The 23,823-nt window shown below is 43.0% G+C and carries 24 protein-coding genes; 18 read left to right on the forward strand and 6 right to left on the reverse strand.

Annotated features, from left to right (window positions below; genetic code table 11):
* The first annotated feature begins 31 nt into the window (after positions 1-31).
* Positions 32-961, forward strand: coding sequence for a tRNA epoxyqueuosine(34) reductase QueG (gene queG / locus IPM71_09360; protein ID QQS49826.1), 930 nt, complete (start codon positions 32-34; stop codon positions 959-961).
* Between the two features lie 3 nt (positions 962-964).
* Here queG and IPM71_09365 read toward each other — a convergent pair whose 3' ends face one another.
* From IPM71_09365 to IPM71_09375, 3 genes are read right to left on the reverse strand one after another with little or no spacing between them, the layout of a single operon-like run.
* Complete coding sequence (locus IPM71_09365; protein QQS49827.1) at positions 965-1,690, reverse strand: tRNA threonylcarbamoyladenosine dehydratase; 726 nt, start codon at positions 1,688-1,690, stop codon at positions 965-967.
* Positions 1,687-2,346, reverse strand: coding sequence for a TatD family hydrolase (locus IPM71_09370; protein QQS49828.1), 660 nt, complete (start codon positions 2,344-2,346; stop codon positions 1,687-1,689). Before IPM71_09370 ends, IPM71_09365 begins: the two co-directional genes overlap by 4 nt.
* A gap of 37 nt (positions 2,347-2,383) precedes the next feature.
* A complete protein-coding gene (locus tag IPM71_09375) occupies positions 2,384-3,901 on the reverse strand; it encodes a glutamate--tRNA ligase (protein ID QQS49829.1) in 1,518 nt (505 codons plus the stop codon).
* A gap of 181 nt (positions 3,902-4,082) precedes the next feature.
* Between IPM71_09375 and IPM71_09380 the strand changes: the two genes are divergently transcribed.
* The 7 genes from IPM71_09380 (at position 4,083) to kbl (ending at position 9,670) form a co-directional block, all read left to right on the forward strand.
* A complete protein-coding gene (locus IPM71_09380) occupies positions 4,083-5,036 on the forward strand; it encodes an NAD-dependent epimerase/dehydratase family protein (GenBank protein ID QQS52808.1) in 954 nt (317 codons plus the stop codon).
* Between the two features lie 180 nt (positions 5,037-5,216).
* The gene (locus IPM71_09385) at positions 5,217-5,627 is read left to right on the forward strand and encodes a hypothetical protein (protein QQS49830.1); all 411 of its coding nucleotides are present in this window, start codon (positions 5,217-5,219) and stop codon (positions 5,625-5,627) included.
* A gap of 18 nt (positions 5,628-5,645) precedes the next feature.
* Positions 5,646-6,347: a hypothetical protein gene (locus tag IPM71_09390; GenBank protein ID QQS49831.1), complete on the forward strand. Its 702-nt coding sequence runs from the start codon at positions 5,646-5,648 to the stop codon at positions 6,345-6,347.
* Between the two features lie 61 nt (positions 6,348-6,408).
* Entirely contained in the window at positions 6,409-6,738 is a 330-nt protein-coding gene (locus IPM71_09395; GenBank protein ID QQS52809.1) for a membrane protein insertion efficiency factor YidD, read from the forward strand.
* Entirely contained in the window at positions 6,725-7,558 is an 834-nt protein-coding gene (locus IPM71_09400; protein QQS49832.1) for a hypothetical protein, read from the forward strand. The genes IPM71_09395 and IPM71_09400 overlap by 14 nt, the downstream gene beginning before the upstream one ends.
* Positions 7,521-8,381 carry a hypothetical protein gene (locus IPM71_09405; protein ID QQS49833.1) on the forward strand — a complete coding sequence of 287 codons (861 nt, stop codon included), beginning with the start codon at positions 7,521-7,523 and terminating at the stop codon, positions 8,379-8,381. Before IPM71_09400 ends, IPM71_09405 begins: the two co-directional genes overlap by 38 nt.
* Positions 8,382-8,485: 104 nt before the next feature.
* On the forward strand, positions 8,486-9,670 hold the full coding sequence (gene kbl, locus IPM71_09410; GenBank protein ID QQS49834.1) for a glycine C-acetyltransferase: 1,185 nt from the start codon (positions 8,486-8,488) through the stop codon (positions 9,668-9,670).
* 50 nt (positions 9,671-9,720) lie between these two features.
* Here kbl and metG read toward each other — a convergent pair whose 3' ends face one another.
* Positions 9,721-11,754, reverse strand: a complete 2,034-nt coding sequence (gene metG / locus IPM71_09415; GenBank protein ID QQS49835.1) for a methionine--tRNA ligase — start codon at positions 11,752-11,754, stop codon at positions 9,721-9,723.
* A gap of 95 nt (positions 11,755-11,849) precedes the next feature.
* On the opposite strand from metG, the gene IPM71_09420 reads away from it, so the two are divergent.
* Genes IPM71_09420 through IPM71_09430 form a run of 3 tightly spaced genes read left to right on the forward strand, consistent with a single transcriptional unit; the run spans position 11,850 to position 13,546 of the window.
* Positions 11,850-12,758: an LD-carboxypeptidase gene (locus tag IPM71_09420; protein QQS49836.1), complete on the forward strand. Its 909-nt coding sequence runs from the start codon at positions 11,850-11,852 to the stop codon at positions 12,756-12,758.
* Positions 12,759-12,760: 2 nt separating this feature from the next.
* Positions 12,761-13,126, forward strand: a complete 366-nt coding sequence (locus IPM71_09425; GenBank protein ID QQS49837.1) for a YraN family protein — start codon at positions 12,761-12,763, stop codon at positions 13,124-13,126.
* Between the two features lie 60 nt (positions 13,127-13,186).
* Positions 13,187-13,546, forward strand: a complete 360-nt coding sequence (locus tag IPM71_09430) for an MmcQ/YjbR family DNA-binding protein (GenBank protein QQS49838.1) — start codon at positions 13,187-13,189, stop codon at positions 13,544-13,546.
* Between the two features lie 19 nt (positions 13,547-13,565).
* On the opposite strand, the gene IPM71_09435 is transcribed toward IPM71_09430, so the two are convergent.
* Together IPM71_09435 and gshB are read right to left on the reverse strand one after the other, a co-directional pair.
* Positions 13,566-15,581: a flavohemoglobin expression-modulating QEGLA motif protein gene (locus IPM71_09435; GenBank protein ID QQS49839.1), complete on the reverse strand. Its 2,016-nt coding sequence runs from the start codon at positions 15,579-15,581 to the stop codon at positions 13,566-13,568.
* Positions 15,582-15,656: 75 nt separating this feature from the next.
* Positions 15,657-16,748 carry a glutathione synthase gene (gshB, locus tag IPM71_09440; GenBank protein ID QQS49840.1) on the reverse strand — a complete coding sequence of 364 codons (1,092 nt, stop codon included), beginning with the start codon at positions 16,746-16,748 and terminating at the stop codon, positions 15,657-15,659.
* A 205-nt stretch (positions 16,749-16,953) separates the two neighbouring features.
* On the opposite strand from gshB, the gene IPM71_09445 reads away from it, so the two are divergent.
* The 7 genes from IPM71_09445 (at position 16,954) to IPM71_09475 (ending at position 23,814) form a co-directional block, all read left to right on the forward strand.
* The gene (locus IPM71_09445) at positions 16,954-18,159 is read left to right on the forward strand and encodes a hypothetical protein (GenBank protein QQS52810.1); all 1,206 of its coding nucleotides are present in this window, start codon (positions 16,954-16,956) and stop codon (positions 18,157-18,159) included.
* Positions 18,160-18,168: 9 nt separating this feature from the next.
* Positions 18,169-18,645 carry a gliding motility lipoprotein GldH gene (locus IPM71_09450; GenBank protein QQS49841.1) on the forward strand — a complete coding sequence of 159 codons (477 nt, stop codon included), beginning with the start codon at positions 18,169-18,171 and terminating at the stop codon, positions 18,643-18,645.
* A gap of 12 nt (positions 18,646-18,657) precedes the next feature.
* Positions 18,658-19,368, forward strand: coding sequence for a tRNA (guanosine(46)-N7)-methyltransferase TrmB (trmB, locus tag IPM71_09455; GenBank protein QQS49842.1), 711 nt, complete (start codon positions 18,658-18,660; stop codon positions 19,366-19,368).
* A complete protein-coding gene (locus IPM71_09460; protein QQS49843.1) occupies positions 19,328-19,684 on the forward strand; it encodes an MGMT family protein in 357 nt (118 codons plus the stop codon). Before trmB ends, IPM71_09460 begins: the two co-directional genes overlap by 41 nt.
* 54 nt (positions 19,685-19,738) lie before the next feature.
* On the forward strand, positions 19,739-20,809 hold the full coding sequence (locus IPM71_09465) for an Mrp/NBP35 family ATP-binding protein (GenBank protein QQS49844.1): 1,071 nt from the start codon (positions 19,739-19,741) through the stop codon (positions 20,807-20,809).
* A 34-nt stretch (positions 20,810-20,843) separates the two neighbouring features.
* Positions 20,844-21,065 (forward strand): NifU family protein, encoded by a 222-nt coding sequence (locus IPM71_09470; protein QQS52811.1) that lies wholly within the window; start codon positions 20,844-20,846, stop codon positions 21,063-21,065.
* Between the two features lie 109 nt (positions 21,066-21,174).
* A complete protein-coding gene (locus IPM71_09475) occupies positions 21,175-23,814 on the forward strand; it encodes a tetratricopeptide repeat protein (protein QQS49845.1) in 2,640 nt (879 codons plus the stop codon).
* The last annotated feature ends 9 nt before the right edge of the window (positions 23,815-23,823 follow it).

The raw sequence follows: 23,823 nt of genomic DNA on the forward strand, positions 1-23,823 counted from the left end.
CGTTTTACCAAACGTAGCCCTTTTTTTATTTATGAACCATTCAGCAAGCTCTCTAGCTATAAAAGAACATGCCATCAGGCTTGGCTTCGATGCATGTGGAATTGCACGTGCTCAAAGGCTTTCCCGGCAGGAGGCCTTTCTTAAAACATGGCTTGAACGAGGTCTTCATGCCGGCATGAATTACATGTCCAACTATTTCGATAAACGTGTAGATCCGCGCGAACTTCTTCCGGGAGCTCAAAGTGTAATTTCGGTTCTACTCAACTATTACCCTGAAAAGCAACAGCATGCAGGGGGGTTGAAGGTGGCTAAATATGCTTACGGAAAGGATTATCATCGTGTGATAAAAGAAAAATTAAAGCAACTGCTTAAGAGTATTCAGAGCGAGATTACCCCTTGTGAGGGTAGATTTTTTACCGATTCGGCACCTGTTCTCGACCGTGCCTGGGCTGCAGAAGCTGGGTTGGGGTGGATAGGAAAAAACACCAACCTGATTGTGCCTCAGCAAGGTTCATTTTTCTTTATTGGCGAACTGATTATTGACATTGAGCTGGAATACGATGTGCCCATCGAAGACCATTGCGGAAGCTGTACAAAGTGCATACAAGCCTGTCCAACCAACGCCCTGGTATTGCCTTACCTGCTCGACAGCAACCGCTGCATTTCGTATCATACTATCGAGAGCAAAAACACAATTCCCGAAAAGTATAGGGGGAAATTCGAGAACTGGATTTTTGGTTGCGATATTTGCCAGGATGTATGCCCCTGGAATCGTTTTTCGAAACAAACACACGAACCAGCATTTCAGCCTGACGAAGAATTTCTTCGCATGGATAAGGATGATTGGAGGGCACTTTCAGAGGAAAAATATAAAAAGCGATTCTCTGGTAAAGCTCTGGAGCGTAAAGGCTTTGAAGGAATAAAAAATAATATTGCCTTTGTTTCTGAAGAAAGTGAATAGCTCCTATTCTTTTGAAAGGAGCGTTCTTATGACCACCGAAGCACAAAAAGCCCCGAAAATTGACGGCATGTAAGAAATGGTACCCACCACCGTGCGTTTGTGATTCGAGCCATCGGTTTCGACAAGGGCATGCCTGGGCACATTTTCGGTGGAGTAAACCACTGTAATTCCCTCGTAAATTCCCTTTCGGTGCAGGTATTTTCGAACGATGTAGGCAAACTTGCAGTGATTGGAATTCTTGATGTCATCGATCTTCACAAGTGACGGATTAATTCGGCCCCCGCTGCCCATGGAACTCACCACCGGGGTGGCAGAAAGCACGCATGCTGCAAGCAGTTCAACCTTTGGTGTAAGCGTATCGATGGCATCGATGACAAAATCATATTTTTCTTTGAGTAATTCTAAGGCTTCTTTCTCTTCGATAAACTGATTGATGCACCGGATATTTGCTTTTGGGTTGATGTCGAGCATACGTGTCTTTATGGCCTCTACCTTAGGCTGATTCAAGGTAGAATTTAGAGCAATGATTTGCCGGTTAAGGTTGCTGTTATTTACTACATCACTGTCAACCAGGGTGAGATGACCTATTCCGGCCCGACACAATTGCTCTGCAGCTGCACCGCCCACACCACCTAAGCCAGCCACGAGCACCTTTGCATTTTTAAGCTTCTCGATTCCCGAGGAGGTAAGCAGTAGTTCGGTCCGGCATTGCCAGTCATTCTCGTTCATACTTCGAATCCAAAACAGTGTTTAAAATTGCTCTTTATTTGCGCTTGCATTTGCTCACCACTTAAATGCTTTAAACCGGCTGCCTTCGCATATACTTCTTTTATAGAAATGGCTGCATCGTCGGTCTCAAGGAAAATTCTTTCAACCGGAATCTCCAAAAAGGCCTGGTAGGCTTTTGTGTTTTCCTTAAAAAGCATATGCCCAAAAGAAAGGTAGCAGCCTTTGTGAATTAAATCGAATGCAGTTTGTGCAGAAGCATTGAACCAATGGAAAATCCAGGCTTGTTGGTGTGCTGAATTCTTCCGGAGCAATTGCAATTCGTTGTAAGCCCTTACGCAATGAATTATCATGGGTTTGTTGATGCTTTTGGCTATTTCTAGCTGCTTTTGAAAAGCATCGAGCTGCCATTCGAGCTTTGTTTCTATGGACTTGTCAAGTCCGGTCTCACCAATGGCAAGCACATGGCTGTTTTTTGCTGAGTTACCGAGTTTATCGATAATATCCTGAGACACAGCTTCATGAATATGCCAGGGATGCACACCAACCGAACAGTATGGGGTTTGCTGAATTTCTGAGACTTCGGTATGATACAAATTTCTCACTACCAGGTCTGCTTCTCCTCTATCGGCACTATGTCGGTGAATATCGATGTACATAAAGCAGCCTTTTTAGGGTAGTTTTTGATAAACTGAATCAGAGTGTCTGAATTGCCTTTTCAATTCTTCTGAGGCTTTCTTCTTTTCCGATCATTTCCATGATATCGAAAAGATGCGGTCCTTTGCCAGCCCCTACAATGGCAAGGCGAAGGGGGTTCATTATTTTACCAAAACCCAGTTCGTTGCTTTCGATGTAGTTTTTTATTGCAGCCTCGGCCAGCACTGAGGTAAATGGATTGAGGTTTTCCAGAATTTTCAGGCAATCTTTTAACAGTGCAGGCGTTTCTTCTTTCCAGAATTTTTGAACGGTCTTTTCTTCGTAGGTAATTGGTGCTTCGAAGAAATAGGACGAAAGCTCCCAGAAATCGCCTACAAATACTGCTCTATCTTTAATATGCGACACTACCCGTGTTACATACTCTTTAGAAGCATGAATTGCCTTGGTGGAAAGTATGCTCTGAAAATCTGTGGCCAGTTCTGCATCTGTTTTTGTTTTCAGGTATTGCTGGTTGAACCATTTTGCTTTTTCCGGATCGAATCGAGCACCCGATTTGTTGACTCTTTCAAGTGAAAATGCGTTTATAAGTTCTTGCATGCTGAACAGCTCCTGCTCTGAACCCGGGTTCCAGCCCAGCAGGGCCAATAGGTTGATTACCGCTTCCGGGAAATAACCTGATTCGCGATAACCCCGGGCAATTTCTCCCTCGTTGCTTTTCCATTCGAGCGGAAATACCGGGAAGCCTTCTTTATCGCCATCGCGTTTACTGAGTTTTCCTTTGCCACTAGGTTTTAATATCAAGGGCAGGTGAGCGAAGGAAGGCATGGATTCTTCCCAGCCAAGTGCCTTGTATAGCATTACATGCAGGGGCAGGGAAGGCAGCCACTCTTCGCCACGAATTACATGGGTAATTTTCATGGCATAATCGTCGGCCACATTGGCCAGGTGATAGGTGGGAAGTCCGTCTGACTTAAAAATCACTTTATCGTCAAGAGTTGAAGTGTTGAACCTGATGTTTCCGCGAATGAGATCGGTGGCGGTAAGCTCATAGTTTTCCGGCATTTTAAACCGGATGATATAGGCTTCGCCGTTTTTAATTTTTTCAGCAGTAAGCTTTTCGCCCAGCGTAAGTGAGTTAAGCAGCGAATTTCTAACCTTATAATCGTATGCAAAAGTTTGTTTGTCAGCCTCGGCCTTTAGTCGCAAGTTTTCGAGGTCCTCGGGGGTATCGAAAGCATAATAAGCCCAGCCGGTATCAATAAGTTTTTGAGCCAGAGGTAGGTAAATTTCTTTGCGTTCCGATTGTTTGTAGGGTCCATAGGGGCCTCCCTGTTTTACACCCTCATCGGGCACCATACCCAGCCATTCCAATGCTTCGTTGATATATTGCTCAGCACCCGGCACAAAGCGAGCCTGATCTGTATCTTCTATTCGAAGTAAAAAATCGCCCCCTGATTTTTTAGCAAATAAGTAGTTAAACAGTGCTGTCCTTACTCCACCTATATGCAAGGGGCCAGTTGGACTGGGGGCAAAACGTACACGCACTCGTTGGCTCATAGTTTATGTTTTTGTTGGGCAAAGATATAAAAAGCGGGTAGCATCGTTTCTTCAAAGTTGAAACTAATTCAAGCTTACAATGGTTAGTGGGTTAAATAGAGGGGCATAAAGCACAGAAGGACTAATTTTCGTCATATTTTTAAAATTACGGATTCGCTAATTTCCCCATCAAATTTTTTTCATTATGGAAAACATCCTGGTTATTGGAGCAGCTGGACAAATTGGTTCGGAACTTACCCTGGCGCTGAGAAAAGTTCACGGGAACAGTCATGTATTTGCCTCTGATATTAAAGAGGCTCCCGAAGATGTGAAGGAAAGTGGTCCTTTTCAGTTTTTAAACGTAATGGACGACAAGCACCTTATCCATTTTGTGATTCGGAATAAGATTACTCAGATTTACCATCTTGCAGCCGTATTGTCGGGCAATGCCGAAAAATTGCCACTGCAGGCATGGCATATTAACATGGCGAGTTTGCTCAATGTGTTGGAAGTAGCTAAAATGGTGGATGAGGTAAAAAAGGTATTCTGGCCTAGTTCCATTGCCGTTTTTGGCCCAAGTACCCCTAAGGAAAATACACCCCAGAATACCATTATGGAACCCAATACGGTATATGGCATCAGTAAACTGGCTGGTGAACGCTGGTGTGAATACTATTTTAACAAATACGATATTGATGCCCGCAGCATCCGCTATCCCGGCCTGATAAGCCATAAAACCGAGCCAGGTGGTGGTACCACCGACTTTGCGGTCGACATTTATTACCAGGCTCTTCAACATCGGAAATATGAGTGCTTTCTTGGCGAGAATACCCGTCTGCCATTGATGTTTATGGACGATGCAGTGGAAGCCACCATAGCTTTGATGAGCCTGCCCACGGATGAGGTGTATTTTCATACCGGCTACAACATTGCCGGTTTTAGTGCTACTCCTGCTGAAATGGCGCAATCCATCAAAAAATACATTCCCGAATTTCAAATTAGCTATAAACCTGATTTCAGACAGGAAATTGCCGACTCATGGCCCGACAGCATCGACGACCGCTATGCCCGTGACCACGACCACTGGAAAAGCAAATACGGACTGGACGAAACTACCAAAGTAATGCTGGCAAAGATTAAGGCCAAGTTGAGTTGACAAGCAAAACATCTGCAACCCTTAGTTTTATCATAAATCATCTTGTCGACTTTATTTTTATTCTAATTGCCAGGTTCTTGCATTTTTATTTAGAATGCAAAAAAAATAAGCCTAAAATATTGTCATTTGGTTGGAACGTGTATTTTTGTGAAAGAACCATACACCTAATTGTCAAATTATATGAAAAAGCTAATCTTAATTGTGATTTCCTTTCTTTCAATTAATTGCTTTGCAGGTAGCGCCGATATGTTTGCGCTCGATGAGCAAAGCTTGGAACAGGAATTCGCAAGCCTGAACGCACTCGAAAATTTTGTAGTAGGAAATAACCATCTTTCCCTTAACGACATTAAACAAGGTAATCTATTCGATTTATCTGCCATTAATACCAATTCCATGGGTGCAACCTCATCCTCAGAGTTTGTTTTTCAATGGGAAGGTTTTCTCTGGGGTTTTCTTTGCTGTCCGGTTGGCTTTTTTGTAATTGCTGTGAACCAAAATAAAGATTACGATCAGAAATTGTCATACTGGATCGGTGTAGCCGCAGGTACTTTTATTAACATCATTTACTACGTGGCTGCAGGGGGCTATTAAATTCTTCCCTAATAAAATATGAAGATTTTACTGCTACCTTCTGCCCTTTGTTTATTTTTCCTTCAGATTGTTACTTGTCAGGCAGTAGCGCAAATTCATTATCGTATCGAAGCCGATTATTCCCTCAAGGAAAAGAGTAGCACAGGACATGAAAACCTGATGCTCGGTAGGGTTTATTTCGATAAAAACTACCGTCAGATGGTGTTTGATATCAGTTTCCCCGAAAAGGAAATATTGATTATAAACGATACGGCAAGCATTTATGCCCTGTCGAACCGGCACGAAAAGCATATGTTATCGACAAGCTTAATCGACTTTTCTGTTCTTGGGCTGACATTGAATGGACAGCTGGAGTATTTTGGACTTCGTGAAACACCATTTCAGCTTATAAAAGTAGAAAAAGATGAAGGTCTGGTCATCTCAACCTGGGAACTTGCCGATAAGCGCATCGAAAGTGGGGTGCGAAAAATGATGCTTTCGCAAAAGGATAACCGGCTTCAAGGCCTCATATCTTTTAATACAAATGATCAAATTATCGCCAAGCAGTTTTTTTCTGAGTACATACTGGTAAGCGGACTTGAGATTCCATCGAAAGTGATTCAGATATCTTATCTGCCGGGGGGAGGAGAATTTAAGAAAATTACTACCTACACCAATATAAAGGTTAATAACCAGCAAAATGAGTCTTTTTACCGATACAAACAGAAAGCTGAGAATTAGTGGTCTGTTTCTCTGTGTCTCTTTGTTTGTAGGTGCCCAGACCATGAGCGAGATCGAAGAGATGAAAATTTCATCTCTGGATTCAGGACACAATAAAATTGCCGGTCAAGTTAAAGGTAACTATTCGGAATATGATTGGTTTTTCAATAACCTGTTTGTGTTTTACAAGAAATTTGTTTCTTCGCAGGATGCCAGCTCTTGCAGCTTTACCCCTTCCTGTTCAGAATATGCCCTGATAGCAATAAAGCAGGAAGGAATCATGGAAGGTTTTGTAAATTTTTGGGATCGGTTTTCTCGCTGTAATGCCATGTCACCGGAGGATTATCCGGTTGATTCCCGGCAGAAATTACTAATCGACCCGGTAAGAAACTGGCGCTATGAAGAGAAATAAAATGTGTTTGTTTGCTGGACTTTTTTTTTGGATCCACACTTTTGCCCAGCAAAACGACCTATTCGATTATACCCATTCGAAAGCCTTTGCCGATTACTTATATAAAAATGCTGAGTACATCCAAGCTATTCAGGAATACAAGCGTGTCCTTTTCCTGAACCCCTATGACAAAATTGCCCTGATGAAAATCCAGGATAGTTATATCCAAAGCGGATTGTATGCCGATGGACTGGGTTTCCTGAATACTTGCAAGATGTGTCAGTCAGAAAGTGATACCTTATTTGCCCTCCATGGGAAAATGCTAATTTTAAACCGTGATTTTATTGGTCTGAACAAACAATTGCAGGTTCCCTCAAGGCTAAAAAGGGAGGTAACATTTCTGCAAATCTCCAGGGCAATGTATCAACATAAGTGGTCTGAGGCACAGTCTTTTTTGCCACAACTGGAACAATATCCTGAGTTTTATGGCCTGTTGCCTGCTATTCAGCAGGCTACCACTCTCAAATACAAAGACCCGCGACTGAGCCTGATAATGTCGACGGTTATTCCAGGCTCGGGAAAGGCCTACAGTGGTTATTGGAAAGATGGGCTTTTTTCATTTTTATTTATAGGTGTAACTGCATGGCAGTCATACCGGGGATTTTCGAAAAGTGGGACACAAAGCGTTTACGGCTGGCTTATGGGAGGCATCAGCCTTTCGTTTTACACGGGTAACTTATATGGATCGTATAAATCAGCAAATAAAACAAATCACAACCTTGACCACCAGATTCTCGACAGCTTTGAAAAATCATTTTTGGATACTTATAGTAATTTTTAGTATTCAGTTTGCTTCTGGTCAGCCTGTAAAAGAGACCTATCAGTCGGGCATATCTTTTTTTAAACAGGGAGATTTTGAATTGGCAGCCCAGCAATTCAGACGAGTGGTTTTTTTCAGCGATAGCACCTCTGGCAACGCTTTGTTTTACCTAGGAGATTGTTATATGCAACTTGAGTTGTTCGACCAGGCTGTATATTATTACCGCATGGCAGGGAATACAATTTCGAATGATAGTCTGAATCAGGAAATAAAATTTCGGATCGCAGCCTGTCACCTTAAAAACCGTCAGGCATCTTATGCACTTGCCGAGCTTTTTTCGGTCGACGATTCAATGCATCCCGAACAACAGGCAAAAATGTATTTCTATCTTTTTTGCAGTTTTTACCAACTTCATGAATTTGATAATGCCAACAATTACTACCAAATGGCTTTGGGCGAAACGGATATTTCTGCGCTGACCTCTATCGACTCATTGTTTCGTGTGGGCGAAAAAAATTATATGGCCAATGTATACCTGCCGATGTACCTGAGTATAATTCCAGGTCTTGGTCAGCTTTACCTTGGAGAATGGAAAGAAGCCTTGAACTCATTTGTGATAACTGCTGCTTTTGCTACGGTTTTTGTTTTTACAGCCTATCAGTTGGCTTTGCTCGATGCTGCACTAATGGTGTTGCCTTGGTTTCACCGGTATTATCAGGGAGGTTTAATGAGGGCAAAGGAACTTGCTACGATAAAAAAGAATACTCAAGATGCCCAGATATTTAACCAACTTCTCGATTTGTATAGCATCTATTCACCTAAATCTGGTTTGGAAAAGCTTTAAAGGAATGGAATATTTTTTTTCAGCTTGCATTTGCAAGATAAATATCATTCACTGCCAATCTGAATTCAGTAATTTTATACTGCAATCAAAAAAAATCATTAGCCATGTATGGTTCCATTCAAAACTATCTTCAGCAAGAGTTAAAGAATATCCGGGAAGCCGGACTTTACAAAAACGAACGTATCATTACTTCGCCCCAGGATGCGGTAATTGAAGTGGGGAATAGCCAGGTGCTTAATTTTTGCGCCAACAATTACCTGGGCTTATCGTCGCACCCCAAGCTTGTCGAAGCAGCGAAAAAGGCATTGGACAGCCACGGATATGGAATGTCGTCGGTTAGGTTTATCTGTGGTACCACCGATTTGCACAAAGAGCTGGAACAAAAAATTGCCCACTATTTTGGTACAGAAGATACTATTTTGTATGCGGCCTGCTTCGATGCCAACGGAGGGGTTTTCGAGCCTCTGTTAGGGGAAGAGGATGCCATAATCTCCGACTCATTAAACCATGCCTCCATTATCGATGGAGTGCGTTTGTGCAAGGCTCAGCGGTATCGATACAACAATGCCGATATGGCCGACCTCGAAGTCAGGCTTAAAGAAGCTCAGGCACAACGTTTCAGGTTAATTGTAACCGATGGGGTGTTTTCTATGGATGGCAATGTGGCTCCCATGGACAAAATTGTAGAACTGGCCAGAAAATACGATGCTATGGTGATGGTCGATGAGTGCCACTCTGCAGGAGTAGTAGGCGACACAGGACGAGGTGTAACGGAACATTTTCATATAAGGGGGCAGGTCGAAATTATCACAGGCACCTTGGGAAAAGCTTTTGGCGGAGCCATTGGAGGTTTTACAACCGGGAAAAAAGAAATTATCGAATTGCTTCGTCAGCGATCAAGGCCTTATCTTTTTTCAAACTCAATACCTCCTATGATTGCCCAGGCTGGTATTGCTATGTTCGACATGATGGCTGAAACCGATGTGCTGCAACGTCGCTTACACGAAAATACAGCCTATTTCAAAGAAAAGATTGTAGCTGCCGGTTTCGACATCAAACCATCCCAATCGGCCATTGTGGCAATTATGCTATACGATGCTAAACTATCGCAGGACTTTGCAGCACGCCTATTGCAGGAAGGTATTTATGTCATCGGATTTTATTTTCCTGTGGTGCCAAAGGAACAGGCCCGTATCAGGGTTCAGCTTTCGGCTGCACATACAAGAGAACATCTCGATAAAGCTGTTGCCGCATTTACCAAAATAGGAAAGGAATTGGGTGTTATTTGATATTTTCACTAACAGGTCTAACGAATAAATTAGACCTGTTTGTTTTTCTTTTACTTTATTTCTGAGCCATTTTTCGTTTTTACCTGAGGTTGCACAAAACGCAAACTTCCATCGGCATCTTCGGCCATCAGAATCATACCCTGAGACATGATTCCCTTGAGTTCGCGTGGTTGAAGGTTTACCAACACACTCACCTGTTGACCAATAATGGCTTCTGGCTCAAAATACTCTGCTATACCGGAAACTACTGTGCGCTTGTCGAATCCTGTATCGATAGTAAGTTTGAGTAGTTTTTTGGTTTTGGCTACTTTTTCGGCTTCGATAATAGTGCCAATGCGTATATCCATTTTACTGAATTCGTCATAGCTGATGTCGGGCTTTGGTGCAGCGGCCCTCGTTTGTGCTGTTTCGTTGTCGGCTTTCGATTGCATAAGTTTTTTTACCTGAAATTCTACCTGACTGTCTTCAATTTTTTCGAATAGTAAACCAGGAACATTCAACTTATTGCCTGCCTTAAGGTTATCAGATTTGGCAGCATCTTCCCAGCTTATGGACTGAATGTTCAGAAATCCTCTTATTTTTTCGGCAGTGTTGGGCGTAAATGCCTCCATGAGGGTGGATAGGTTGGCTGTAATCTGCAAGGCTATGTTCAGAATAGTTTTTACCCTGGGTTCATCGTGCTTAATAATTTTCCAGGGTTCTGTATCGGCAAGGTATTTATTACCAAGGCGTGCAAGCTCCATGGCGTTGGCAAGTGCTTCGCGGAGGCGAAAACTTTCCAGACTGGCTTCTACCTTGTCTTTTATGATTGGCATCTGAGCCAGCGTCTGACGGTCGGACTCAGTTAAATCACCAAGCTCAGGAACCCGGCCATCGAAGTATTTGTGGGTGAGCACAAGCGCCCTGTTGACAAAGTTACCGAAAATGGCTACCAGCTCATTGTTGTTGCGGGCCTGAAAATCTTTCCAGGTAAAATCGTTGTCTTTTGCCTCGGGTGCATTGGCACATAATACATAGCGCAATACATCCTGACAACCCGGAAATTCTTCGAGGTATTCGTGCAACCATACCGCCCAGTTGCGGGAAGTAGAGATTTTATCGCCCTCGAGGTTTAAAAACTCGTTGGCCGGAACATTTTCTGGAAGGATATAGCTGCCTTCGGCTTTTAACATCGAAGGAAAAATGATGCAATGAAAAACAATATTGTCTTTACCAATAAAATGAAGCATACGGGTATCCGCATCTTTCCAATATTTTTCCCAGTCTGGAGTTAATTCTTTGGTAGCAGAGATATATCCAATAGGGGCATCGAACCACACATACAACACTTTGCCCTCGGCTCCTTTCACCGGAACCGGAATGCCCCAATCCAAATCGCGGCTTACTGCCCGAGGTTGAAGCCCGGCATCTATCCACGATTTACATTGCCCGTAAACATTGGGTTTCCAGTGTTTGTTTTGTTCGAGAATCCATTCCCTCAGCCAGGGTTCGTAGCGATCCAGGGCCAGGAACCAGTGTTTTGTATCGCGCAAAACCGGGATACTGCCGGAAAGTGTCGATTTTGGATTGATTAGGTCCGTAGCATTGAGTGAGGTGCCACAAGCCTCGCACTGATCGCCATAAGCCCCTTCGTTGTGGCATTTAGGGCAAGTGCCAACAATATAACGGTCTGCCAGGAACTGGTTGGCCTCAGTGTCGAAATACTGCTGGGTGGTTTTTTCAATAAATTCACCACGGTCATAAAGCGTTTTAAAAAAATCAGAAGCTGTTTCGCGGTGTACTTTTGAGGTTGTGCGCGAATATATGTCAAAGCCAATACCGAAGTCGGCAAAGGCCTTTTTGTTCATCTCGTGATAACGGTCTACAATGTCTTGAGGGGCAACACCCTCTTTTTTTGCTTTAATGGTAATGGGTACCCCATGTTCGTCGCTGCCGCAAATAAACGCTACTTCCTGGCCTCGCAGTCGTAAATACCTTACATAAATGTCGGCTGGTACATACACACCTGCCAGGTGGCCAAGGTGCACCGGTCCGTTGGCATAGGGGAGGGCAGCCGTAACCAGGTAACGTTTATACTGTTTCATTGCGAAATGGGATATAATTCTTTTATTTAACTTAGACTATCTTTTTGAATGGGCAAATATACCGATTTCGATGAACCTGAAAAATAAACCTTGGCATGGAAACATACATTAAACCTCGCTTACTCAAACCCGGAGATACTGTGGCCATTGTTGCACCTGCCGGAGTGGTTGAACGGGAATATATCGAAAAAGCTGTTCATCTTTTCGGGCAGTGGGGTCTGAAGGTAGCGCTAGGTTCTAATCTATTTGCCAGAAATGGAATTTTTGCCGGTACCGACAATCAAAGATTAAGCGATTTACAGCAGGCTCTCGATGCAGAGGAGATAAAAGCTGTAATCTGTGCGAGGGGTGGTTATGGCATGCTTCGAATTCTCGATTCTATTCATTGGCATAAGTTTTTACACAATCCAAAATGGGTTGCCGGTTTTTCCGATATCACCGCATTGCATGCTGCCATTTTAAACCGGGGCATTCAAAGCCTGCATAGTTTGATGCCCATCAATATGGCGAATCCCGCATCTATTTCACCTGATATTGAAAACCTTCACCGGGCTCTTTTTCATGGCACTTTGGAGTATAAGCTTCAGCCTTTTCCGCAAAATTGTACTGGTGTGGAAAAGGCTTTTCTGGCAGGAGGAAATCTTTCTTTGCTTTATGCCCTGGCAGGCACATCGGAAGACATCGATTGGAAGGGTAAAATCATGTTCATTGAAGAGGTTGGGGAATATACCTATCACCTCGATCGCATGATGCAAAGCTTCAGGCTTTCTGGCAGATTTGAGGGTCTGGCTGGAATCATTGTGGGCGGACTCTCGGAAATGAACGATGAGAAAAGACCTTTTGGCCGAACTCCTGAAGAAATCATTGCCGATGCTGTAAAAGGGTATAGTTTTCCGGTGGCTTTTGGTTTCCCGGCCGGGCACATTGCAACAAATCATCCACTGATTCTTGGGGCTGAGGTAGCCTTGGAAGTCAGAGCCGACGGGGTAAGCATAAAAATGTAAGCATGGCAGCGCACAATCAGTTAGGAAAAGAGGGTGAAGCCCTGGCTGCAGATTACCTCATAAGAAATGGCTATATTCTCCTCGATACCAACTGGAAATTTCAAAAAAATGAAATTGATATTGTGGCATCCAAAGATGGTTTAGTGGTGATTGTGGAAGTAAAAAGCCGGCAAACCTCCCGCCATGGCGATCCGGCAGAGGCAATAACCATTGCAAAACAAAAAAGGTTAATTGAAGCCGCAGATCATTATCTGGAGCATCTTGCTTATGCGGCGGAAGTCAGGTTTGATGTTATTTCAATAGTTTTCGGTGAGAATGGCGCAGAACTGACGCATATTAAAGAGGCTTTCAGGTCCATTGCTGGTTAGCCATACCAAGCAAAATAATGCTTTTCAAATGCTCATCAGAAATCAAAACCTTACGCACTTATGAATATCGAAGAATTACGCGAATACTGCTTAAACAAACCCGGTGTTACCGAGTGCTTTCCCTTCGACGAAACTACCCTTGTGTTTAAAGTAATGGGTAAGATGTATGCTCTTACCGACCTGGAATCGGAGCTAAGTATTAATCTGAAATGCGATCCCGAACTGGCTGTTCAGCTCAGGGCAGAACACAGTTTTGTAACCCCCGGATACCACATGAATAAAACTCACTGGAATACAGTATTGATCGATGCAAACTTACCAGACAAATTGTTAAAAAGCTGGATCGACCATTCCTACGAACTGGTCGTGAAAAGCCTAAACACAAAACTGAAAAAAGAACTGGAGTTGTTTCGCAATTAATTCCTTTTATCACATAGCATCAAGGCTTTTTTAATCCGTCGAGAATGTAATTGTAAATTGGATTGTTGTTTTCAGGTACAGGATGCTGAAAACTTCTTGTAAGGTGTTGAGGAGGTGCAATCATTTCGCGTCCGATCATTTCTAATATTGTTGGGTAGAAGTTTAGGGATGTTTTACCTATCAACAGAGGTGTTAAGTCGTTCTGGTCTTCCCAGAATTGTAAAACCTTCACAAAGCCACTGAGGTAAAGGTGATCCTTTGTAAAACCTCCTCCGCGAAACACCCTTGCCGACAGGTTGAAAGCATCCTCCTCGTTGAGCTCGTAATCTCTTATCAGACCATTAAAACAATCGAGAAAATCGGCTCCGTTGCACATCATGTCTACCATGATCGTTCTCAAGGCGAGTTTTTTGAGCCGGTTCAAACTAAGGTTGCCACTGAGGTATTCGGCCAATACCGCTAAACCCTCTTGGGTAAGGGTATTGAGTGGAAGGCCAAGGTTAAAAATTTTGAGTTTTTGTTTGTTTGAGTTCGTTGTGGTAAGCATATGCACTCCAATTTCATGCTCAATTATGGCAGCAAGTTCCCTGGTTTTAAAGGTGGCATCGGGCTGGAACAAAATACTTTTCGATGAATTGAGAACCATAACCTGTGAGATTACACGCGCATCGATTTCAACTTTGGCCTTAATGCCATAAATATCGAGATGCTGCTGGAATACTTCCATGGCCTTTTTTACGCTGCACATCGGCTCACTGATAGCTTCACCAGGTATTGGCGGCAGGTGCATGATAAAAGATGCATTTTGTAGATCGGTTTTAGAGGGTCTGCCAAAATACCGCAACGAGTTATAGAGAAATCGGTTGGTTCCAATACTGCGGAGCAGATCAATTTTATCGAAATAACTGTTAACCACTGCTTCGTAAAGAGATCGCACCGAAACATCCTGAATTTTCTGAAGCGGTATATCCAATAATTGTTGTTTAAGAGCCAGCACATCGACATGGATAGGGTTGTAGCGAAACTCAGGAGGCTGGCGGTAGTTCCCCTTAAAGAAACGTTTCTTTTCTGTTGGGGTGTTCACTGGGTTTACAGCGGCCAATAGTTCAAAATCGCGGAGCAGTCGGTAAAGTTCGCGGTCGGTTTTTAGCAGGGCCGGATCAGGTTTTTTATCAAGAAGCTTAATGGCCGGTAAATGATGCCATTTTTCGAGTCCCTGGCAGAATGAATTGGCGTTATTTAAAATGGCTGTTTTTAATTGTTGCTGCAACAGCCTGATGATTCTCGGATAGGCAGCACCGCTAAGCTCATCGCAATAAACTTTTTTAATTTCTGTAGGCAGTACCAGTGTTTTAGTAAAGTTTTGCGTGATATACTCAGCCTGAAACCCCTTGCCGGCGAACACATCGCTCTCGGCTACCTTTGTTTCGATATCGGGCAAATGAATGGCAGTGAGCTCCTTTAACCAATGGTTTATGGGGGCACGAAATTTTTCGCGGTTTAACAGCTCAGTACCCAGGTTGAACAAAGGAACTTCCCGATCCCAACGTTTGTAATTGTATGAATGGATATCGTACACCACACAGCCTCCAAAAAGTTCTTCGAGTTTGGTAAGTAGTGTATGTAAAACCAGGTAATAGGCTTCGTGCTTTTGCCGGCTGATTTTCTTTTCCATGGAGGGGAGTTCTTTTTTCCACACTTTTTTACCCCATGCTTCCTTGTAAATGCAATCCTGTGTGCTGCGGTTCAAGTCGTATTCGTAGCGCGAGTCGAGGCCTACCAGGGTTATGGGCATGGAAGCAATAAAATCGCCCGTGAAGGGATCTTCTTCGTACCAGCGTTCGTAGCTATCGAGCGCAATTTTTTTCTGAAGTTCTTTTCTTAACTGGCTTCCATGATGCACGGCCGTGCAGCAATAGGGAACATATTTGTTGATTTTTATTCTGAAGCCTCCGGTATCGGATACAACATCCAGGAGTTGTTTTTTTTCAATATTTGCGACGATGTCGCGGATTTTCATCTTTTGTGTTTTCATCCGAACAAAATTAATTTTTAATGGTCGGATAGCCTGCCCCGCTTCGCGGGGGAACACCCATTATGTAAGTTTTATTCATTGGTGTTTAACTTCTTTGAGCTCTACCGATATACATTGGAATCGGTTATGTTTGCAAATCATGGGTGTTTCATAAATATTTTCAGACCTGAAGGACTTCCCTTGACAACTTCTTTCTTCTACCACTTTTTCGAGGTAGTCAATAATCTGTACTTGCAGTTTTGTCTTGTTTAACCTGTTTATATCTGTAATGGTCCCCGGACTTACCACATTTATTTCAATCAGTTTGCCATTGATAATATCCAGACCTGCAAAGAAAATTCCGTTCTGCACCAGCTTTTCTCCAATTTTATTGCACAAAAGTTGGTCGGCTTTAGTAAGCTGGTATTTTTCTACACTTCCGCCAGCCGAAATGTTCGAACGCATATCGCCGGCAGCAGGTCTGCGCCTCAGAGCTCCAATGGCTTTGCCGTGAAGCATCAATACACGCACATCGCCCTCTTCAGCTCCCTCCACATATTCCTGCAAGATAATATAATTCGATTCGCCACCCGATTTGCTGATGTAAAATTCGAGCAACGATTTGATATTCTGCCTGGCTGCTTTTTCAACGATTATTACACCACGTCCACCATAACCATCGAGCGGTTTCATAATCATCTTTTCTTTATCCGATTCTTCAATAATGCGCAACAGGTAATTGATGTTTTTCGAAACATGGGTTACTGGAATAATATTGCCTCCGTGATCCTGGTAAGCGGCTGTATAGATTTTATTATTGGCTTCGCGCAGCCCGTCTACCGCGTTAATAATAAAAGTATCGTATTTGACCGAATCCAGGAAATTGAGCACAATGGGATCCATGGGAGGGTTATCGCGCATGAAGATGACATCAAATTCGCCAAGAGGCTGCATGCTGTTTTCGAATTCTGTATGCTTGTGAAAACCCGCCATGTTCGAAGGAACTTTCGTAGGTTGAACTATGGTGCGGCAAAATCCAAGGGTTATGCTGTCGCGAATTGTAAGTTCAGAAGGATAAGTAATGGCTGTTTGATGGCCCCGCTTCACACATTCGTGAATAAGCCTTATGGTAGAATCCTGGTGGGGATTTAGCTTTTCCCAGGGGTACATGATAAAACATATTCTCATTGCAGGAAATTTTCGAAGTTCGAAAAATATGTTTTTAAGAAGAATTGAATATGAAGCGGGAGTTAATTTTATGATTATCTCATTGTTTCAAGCTTTGAGGCAGAGCGAATTTGTTAGAGATGATTTGGGCGTTTAAAAATAAAACATGTAAGTTTGCATTCATAGCAGAAAAACGAGTAGCGTGGAAGAAAGAGATCAGCACGACATAAATACCGCGGAAGATCAGGGTGAAGCAAGCCATGGTTTCAAAACGAAAGAAGGTGGCCTTTCAAGGAAGTGTTTTCATGGTTGTCATAAGCTCGAAGTTTACGACTGGCTGAAAGACATAAGTAGCGTGGAGGATTACAACGAAGTAATTGAAGTACGCTTTAAAAATACCCGTAAAGCTTACTTCCTGAATCCGAATAACCTGCGCCTAAGCAAGGGCGAGATTGTAGCAGTGGAAGCCTCTCCGGGTCATGATATTGGCATTGTTTCTTTTACCGGTCATCTTGTTCCGGTAAAAATGCGCTATAACCACGTTTCGCTTCAGGATAAAGACCTTAAAAAAGTATACCGCAAGGCCAAGCCTGTCGATATCGATAAGTGGAAAGAGGCCATGGCCCGGGAGCATTATACCATGATTAAGTCTAGGCAGATAGCCGCCGAGCTGAAGCTGGACATGAAAATTGGCGATGTGGAATACCAGGGCGACAATACCAAAGCAATTTTTTACTACATCGCCGACGACCGTGTCGATTTCAGGCAGCTAATTAAGGTGCTGGCCGATGAGTTTAAAATACGGGTTGAAATGCGCCAGATAGGTGCACGCCAGGAGGCTGGCCGCATCGGCGGAATTGGTTCATGCGGGCGCGAATTGTGTTGTTCCTCGTGGTTAACCAATTTTATCTCGGTTACCACCAGTGCTGCCCGTTACCAGGAAGTTTCTCTCAATCCACAGAAGCTGGCTGGGCAGTGCGGTAAGCTTAAATGCTGTATGAACTACGAACTCGATGCCTACCTCGATGCACAACAGGATTTTCCGGATACTTCGGTTGTATTGCTTACCCGCAAGGGTAAGGCTTATCATCAGAAAACAGATGTGTTTAAACGTCTGATGTGGTATATGTTGCAGGAAGATGAGAAAAAGTCGCTTACCTGCATGTCGGTTGATACGGTGAAGGAAGTGATTGAAATGAATGCCAATCAAAAGTTTCCTGAAAAACTAAAAGGCATTGAGGAACCTGCACTATCCATTTCTGGGGCTGTAGAATACCAAAATTCTGTGGGTCTCGAGAGTTTAACCCGATTCGAGGATAAGCCTTCTCAGCAGCGCAGCAATCAGGGAGGTAAAAAGAAACCTTTCAGAGGAAACAAAAAGCATTTTCATAAAGGGCGCGAGCAGAATCAAAACCGGCCCGATAAAAACTAAAGGATGAAAATGAAACAAATACTTTTTGCTGTTTGCATTTTTCTTTTTGTGGCATCCTGTCACGAGGGTCCTGTTTTTGACGAGGTGCAAAATATACCGGGGCGTGAATGGGATGCTGATAAACCTGTAAGCTTTGTTGTTCAGGTAAATGATACTACTATGGCATACGACCTGATGGTGCTCCTGCGTAACACCAACCAATATTCATATAGCAATTTCTGGCTTTTTATCGAAACAACCGCACCCAGTGGAGTAAGTCTTAGAGATACTTTCGAAATACAACTCGCTGGCCCCGATGGTAGCTGGCTTGGTAAGGGTCTTGGTTCCATGAACACCCTTTTGGTGCCTTATAAAGTGAATATACGTTTCCCATACCGGGGAATTTATACCTTTAAAATGATTCAGGCCATGCGCGACGAAGATAAGTTAGGCAACCGGAGAGTGAAGGGAATTTCTGACATTGGCCTGCGTATTTTACCCCATTAAGAATTTAAGAACGTGTCGTCGAAAGGAAAATTATTGAGGTTTGCCGAGGTAAAAACCTTTGGCAATGTATTGCAACCACCCTTTGAACAAGTATTTCAAAAAGACTTCTACCTGAAAGGAAAATGGAGCAGGGAGTTTTTTGGCAATAGTCACCCCATTACCCTGGAACTTGGCTGCGGAAAGGGTGAATACACTTTGGGTTTAGCCCGGTTGTTTCCTGAGCGCAATTTCATTGGTGTCGATATCAAAGGCGCACGTATCTGGCGTGGAGCAAAAACCGCTACCGAAGAGGGATTAAAAAATGTAGCCTTTTTGCGCACCCGAATCGATTTTATACGCTCCTTTTTTGAAGCTGGCGAGGTAGAAGAGATCTGGATTACATTTCCGGACCCACAGCCCCGCAAAGCACTAAAACGACTTACCTCCAGCAGGTTCCTTGGCTACTATCAATCGCTGATTTCTGACAAAGCAGCCATTAACCTGAAAACCGACAGCGTGGCACTCTATTCCTATACCAAAGAACTTGTAAGCTGGAACAAGCTAATCCTTGAAGCTGCTATAGAAGATATTTACCAATCAGACCGTGCTTCTGATGAAATCCTTTCAATACGCACTTTCTACGAACAAGGATGGCTTCAGGAAGGCTTACGGTCGCATTACCTTCGTTTTATTATTAGCCCCGATGAAAAGCTCGAAGAACCTGTCGGATCCCACTTCGACTGATTTTTTTTCAAAAGTCTATGCCCTCACCAGGCTTATACCAGAAGGCCGCGTATGCTCCTATGGGGCTATTGCCCGCCATATTGGTTCACCGGGCAGTGCGCGCATGGTTGGCTGGGCGCTGAATCAATGCCATCACATGCCCGATGTTCCGGCACACAGAGTAGTAAACCGAAATGGTTTGCTTACTGGTAAGCATCATTTCAGGCACGAAACCCTGATGCAGGAATTGCTCGAAAGCGAAGGAATTGCAGTGCTGGATGACCGGGTAGTGGAGTTTAAAAAGCTTTATTGGGATCCTAATTTTGAATTAGTCTAAATAAAAAAATGTACTTATCTTTGGTCTGCCAGCCCTGTTAATCGATTTAATTTCATGAGCTATACTGTAGAACAAGTTACAAGCATACTTCAAAAAGTAATCCATCCGTCGAGTGGAAAAGACATTGTTTCGATGAACCTGGTTAAAAACCTGGTTGTCGACAACAGCAAAGTAAGCTTTGTATTGTCTTTTGCCAGTGTAAACGACCCGATGAAAAACTCGCTGAAAAAAGCTTGCGAGAAATTTTTGCTTGACATTCCGGGCATCAGCGAGGTGGATATAAAAGTCGAAACACAACTCAAACCTGTTTCCGTTAAACCAGAACCAGAGCCTGTGCTCACCGGGGTTAAGTACCTTGTGGCCATAGCTTCGGGAAAAGGTGGAGTGGGTAAATCGACAATTGCTGCAAATATAGCCGTAGCCTTTGCCAATTCAGGTGCCAGGGTTGGTTTGATAGATGCCGATATTTATGGCCCCTCGATACCTAAGATGTTTGGGGTAGAGAATGAAAAGCCCGATGTAATAAAAAAGAATGGCCGTGATGTTATTGTTCCGGTAGAAAAAAATGGAGTGAAACTGCTTTCAATTGGCTTTTTTGTGAGTCAGGACGATGCCACCATCTGGCGGGGCCCTATGGCTTCAAATGCCTTGTCGCAGCTTATTTCCGATGGCGATTGGGGCACTCTCGATTATTTGTTTGTCGACCTTCCGCCTGGCACAAGCGATATACATATTACCATTTCTCAGAATAAAAAACTTACGGGAGCAGTAATAGTTAGCACCCCACAGGATGTAGCACTTGCCGATGTAAAAAAAGGAATCAGCATGTTTCAGAATAAGGCTATCGGGGTGCCCGTGCTGGGACTGATAGAGAACATGGCCTGGTTTACACCTGATGAATTGCCTGAAAGCAAGTATTATATCTTTGGCAAAGGAGGATGCGAGGCCCTTGCCAATGAAAAAAATGTACCTTTTTTAGGGCATATACCCATTGTTCAAAGCATTCGCGAAGATGCCGACAATGGGGTTCCTACCGCAGGAAGAAAAAATAAGACTTCGGAGTATTTTAAGCACATTGCCGAAAAAATACGTATTGAAATTCTTCGTATAGATACCGTTGTATAAGCTATTGATTATGTCAAAAATTACCAACAAAGATATTATCTCCAAAATCAACAAAGGTATAGAGTCGGTGCGCCCTTACCTGGTTACCGATGGGGGGGATGTTGAACTTGTAGAGGTTGACTCAGACAATACCGTAAAGGTCCGGCTTCTGGGTGCCTGTCAGGGTTGCCCTTTTAGTATGATGACCCTGAAAGCTGGCATAGAGCAGGCAATACGTAAAGAATGGCCTGAGCTCAAAACCCTCGAATCGGTTTAATCTGTCCGATTCCTAATTTTTTTGCACCGTATATCAGAATGAAAATTATTTTTGCAGGAAAATATGTTTTAACTTTTCCAGTTATTACATCTGGAAACAATTATACTCTTTGAAACATTTATCCTTTAAATACAGCCTTTTCTTTGCCCTTTTCGTAGTGGCAACTTCTTGCTCTAACCAGAAAAACACTTCTCTTTCACGTGGTTATCATAACCTGACATCGAAGTATAACATCTTGTTTAATGGCCGCGAGAGTTTCGAAAAGGGCATGCAAAAGCTCGAACAGAACCATAGCGACAATTTTAGCGAAGTGCTGCCTGTATTTATTTACCACAACAAAAACGAAATCTCGGCTATAGGTTCAGAAATGGACAGGGCCATTGCTAAATGTGCCAAACTGATATCCCTGCATTCTATCACAGCCAAGCCTGTTTTGAAGGAAGGCGATGAACTTTCTGATGCAGAACGCGAATTTTACAGCAAAAAGGAATACAATAAATGGGTCGATGATGCCTACCTTCTCATGGGAAAATCGTATTTCTATAAACACGATTTCGACAAGGCATCAGAAACTTTCCAGTATATAGTGTCCAATTTTCCCGAAGGAGCAAGCTCTTTCGAAGCCCGTCTTTGGCTGGCGCATGTGGCACACAAAAAAAACAGGATTAAGGAATCGGAAAATATACTGGCAGAATTAAAGAAAGACAGCCGGTTTCCTAAAAAATTGGCCCCAGACCTTGACGCTTCTCTGGCTGCAATTGAAATATCCAAAGGTAATCTGGTGGCTGCCATTGACCCGATGCGTAAAGCAGCAGAAACTGTGAAGCCACTTTTTTACCAGCAACGATATAATTATATTCTGGCTCAATTACTTCAGCTTAACAACCAATTAAGCGATGCTTCCCTTTCTTATAAAAAAGTAATTAAGCTGAATCCTCCCTATGAAATGACTTTTAATGCAAGGATTAATATGGCTTTAAGTTTTCAGGCCGGGCTGGGTTCGAGGAAAGAAGTAGAGAAGCAATTGCAAAAAATGCTTCGCGACGATAAAAACAACGATTATCAGGATCAGATCTATTTTGCAATTGGCAATTTATATTTTCAGGAAGGCAATACCACTGAGGCTCTCAGGTATTATCGAATGTCTTCGGCAGTAAGCCTCGACAACAGTTTTCAGAAGCCAAAAACCTATCTGACAATGGCCGACATTTATTATGAACAAGCCGATTATATTCCGGCACAGGCCTATTACGACAGTACAGTGCAGGTAATCGAACCTGACTACACCAATTATAAATTGATTTATACCAAATCGATTAGCCTTACTAAATTGGTTGAAAGCATTGTTAGTGTGCAGCTGGAAGACAGCCTGCTAAAACTCTCTGCTATGCCTAAACCTGAGCTGATTGCGTTAATCGATAAAAATATTGCCGAAATTCAGAAACAGGAACAAGAACAACGTTTGCTTGAACAGGAACAAAGAATAGAGCAAAATACTTTTGCACAGCAAGAGTTTGCAATCCCAACAAACTCACAAAGTTGGTATTTCTATAATGCAACAACCATAGAGTTGGGTCGGCAAGAGTTTAAACGCAAATGGGGAACAAGGCGACTGGAAGACAATTGGAGAAGGTCCAATAAGGGAACTTTGGATCAGTCTTTTGCCCTGAATACCGAAACAGACGCTGAGGATACCTTTCAAACCGGTGAAAAGAAAGTAAATGCTGCTGGAAAATATTCGCGTGATTACTACATGCAGCAAATACCCTTTACCGATAGTGCGAAAACCAAGTCTCACCTGCGTATCCAGGAATCTTTGCTCACTTCGGGCGATGTCTACAGTGAGGAATTAAAAGACTATCAAAAAGCAATAGATGCCTACGAAGATATTTTAATCAGGTATCCCGATTACCCGAATCGCTTGTTGGTATATTACAAGCTGTATACTCTGGGTAAGGAAACCCGGAACATCGACATGGTATCGCAGTACCAGCAAAGAATTATTCGCGAATTCCCCGAAAGCAATTATGCACGTGTACTATCCGATCCGGAATACACCAAAAGATTAGAAGAAGAAGAAAGGAAAGAAGAAGTTAAATACCAAGAAATATATCAAGTGTTTGACCAGGGCGACTATGCCTATGCCTTGCAACTAATTAATCAAGCCAGAAGCGAATGGCCCGAAAGTAAACATACGCCCCAATACGACCTGATGGCTGTAATTGCCGAAGGTGTATCGAAAGATACTGCCAGCTTCATTGCCGACCTCGACAAGCTGATGGTGAAATACCCTGGTACAGATATCGCAGAACGATCGGGACAGATAATTAAATTTCTCCAGACTGAAAGTCCACAAGCCGCCAGAGAGCATGCCATTCAACAGGCTACAAGTATTTTTACCGATACTCCCCTGGAGGAACATTTTGTTGTGGTGCTAATTTCCCGTTATTCCAATGCCAATCAGTTAATGTTCAATATCATCAATTTTAATATCGACAATTTTGCCGATAACGAACTAAAGGTGAAAAAATCCGACCTCGATAATTCTATCCTCCTGGCAGTTCAATCCTTTAAGGATAAGCAAGAGGCTGTTAAGTATTACACACAGATTGTAGTTTTTGAGGAACTGTTTCGCGAGGTAGATAAAACGGATGCCCAGTTGTTTTATATCTCGAAATCGAACTATGAACGTCTGCTTCGCGATAAGCAAATCGAGCAATACCTGATCTTTTTTAATGCCGGTAATTAAAATCTAGCT

The sequence above is a fragment of the Bacteroidota bacterium genome (assembly GCA_016699695.1).
Taxonomy (GTDB): domain Bacteria; phylum Bacteroidota; class Bacteroidia; order Bacteroidales; family UBA10428; genus UBA10428.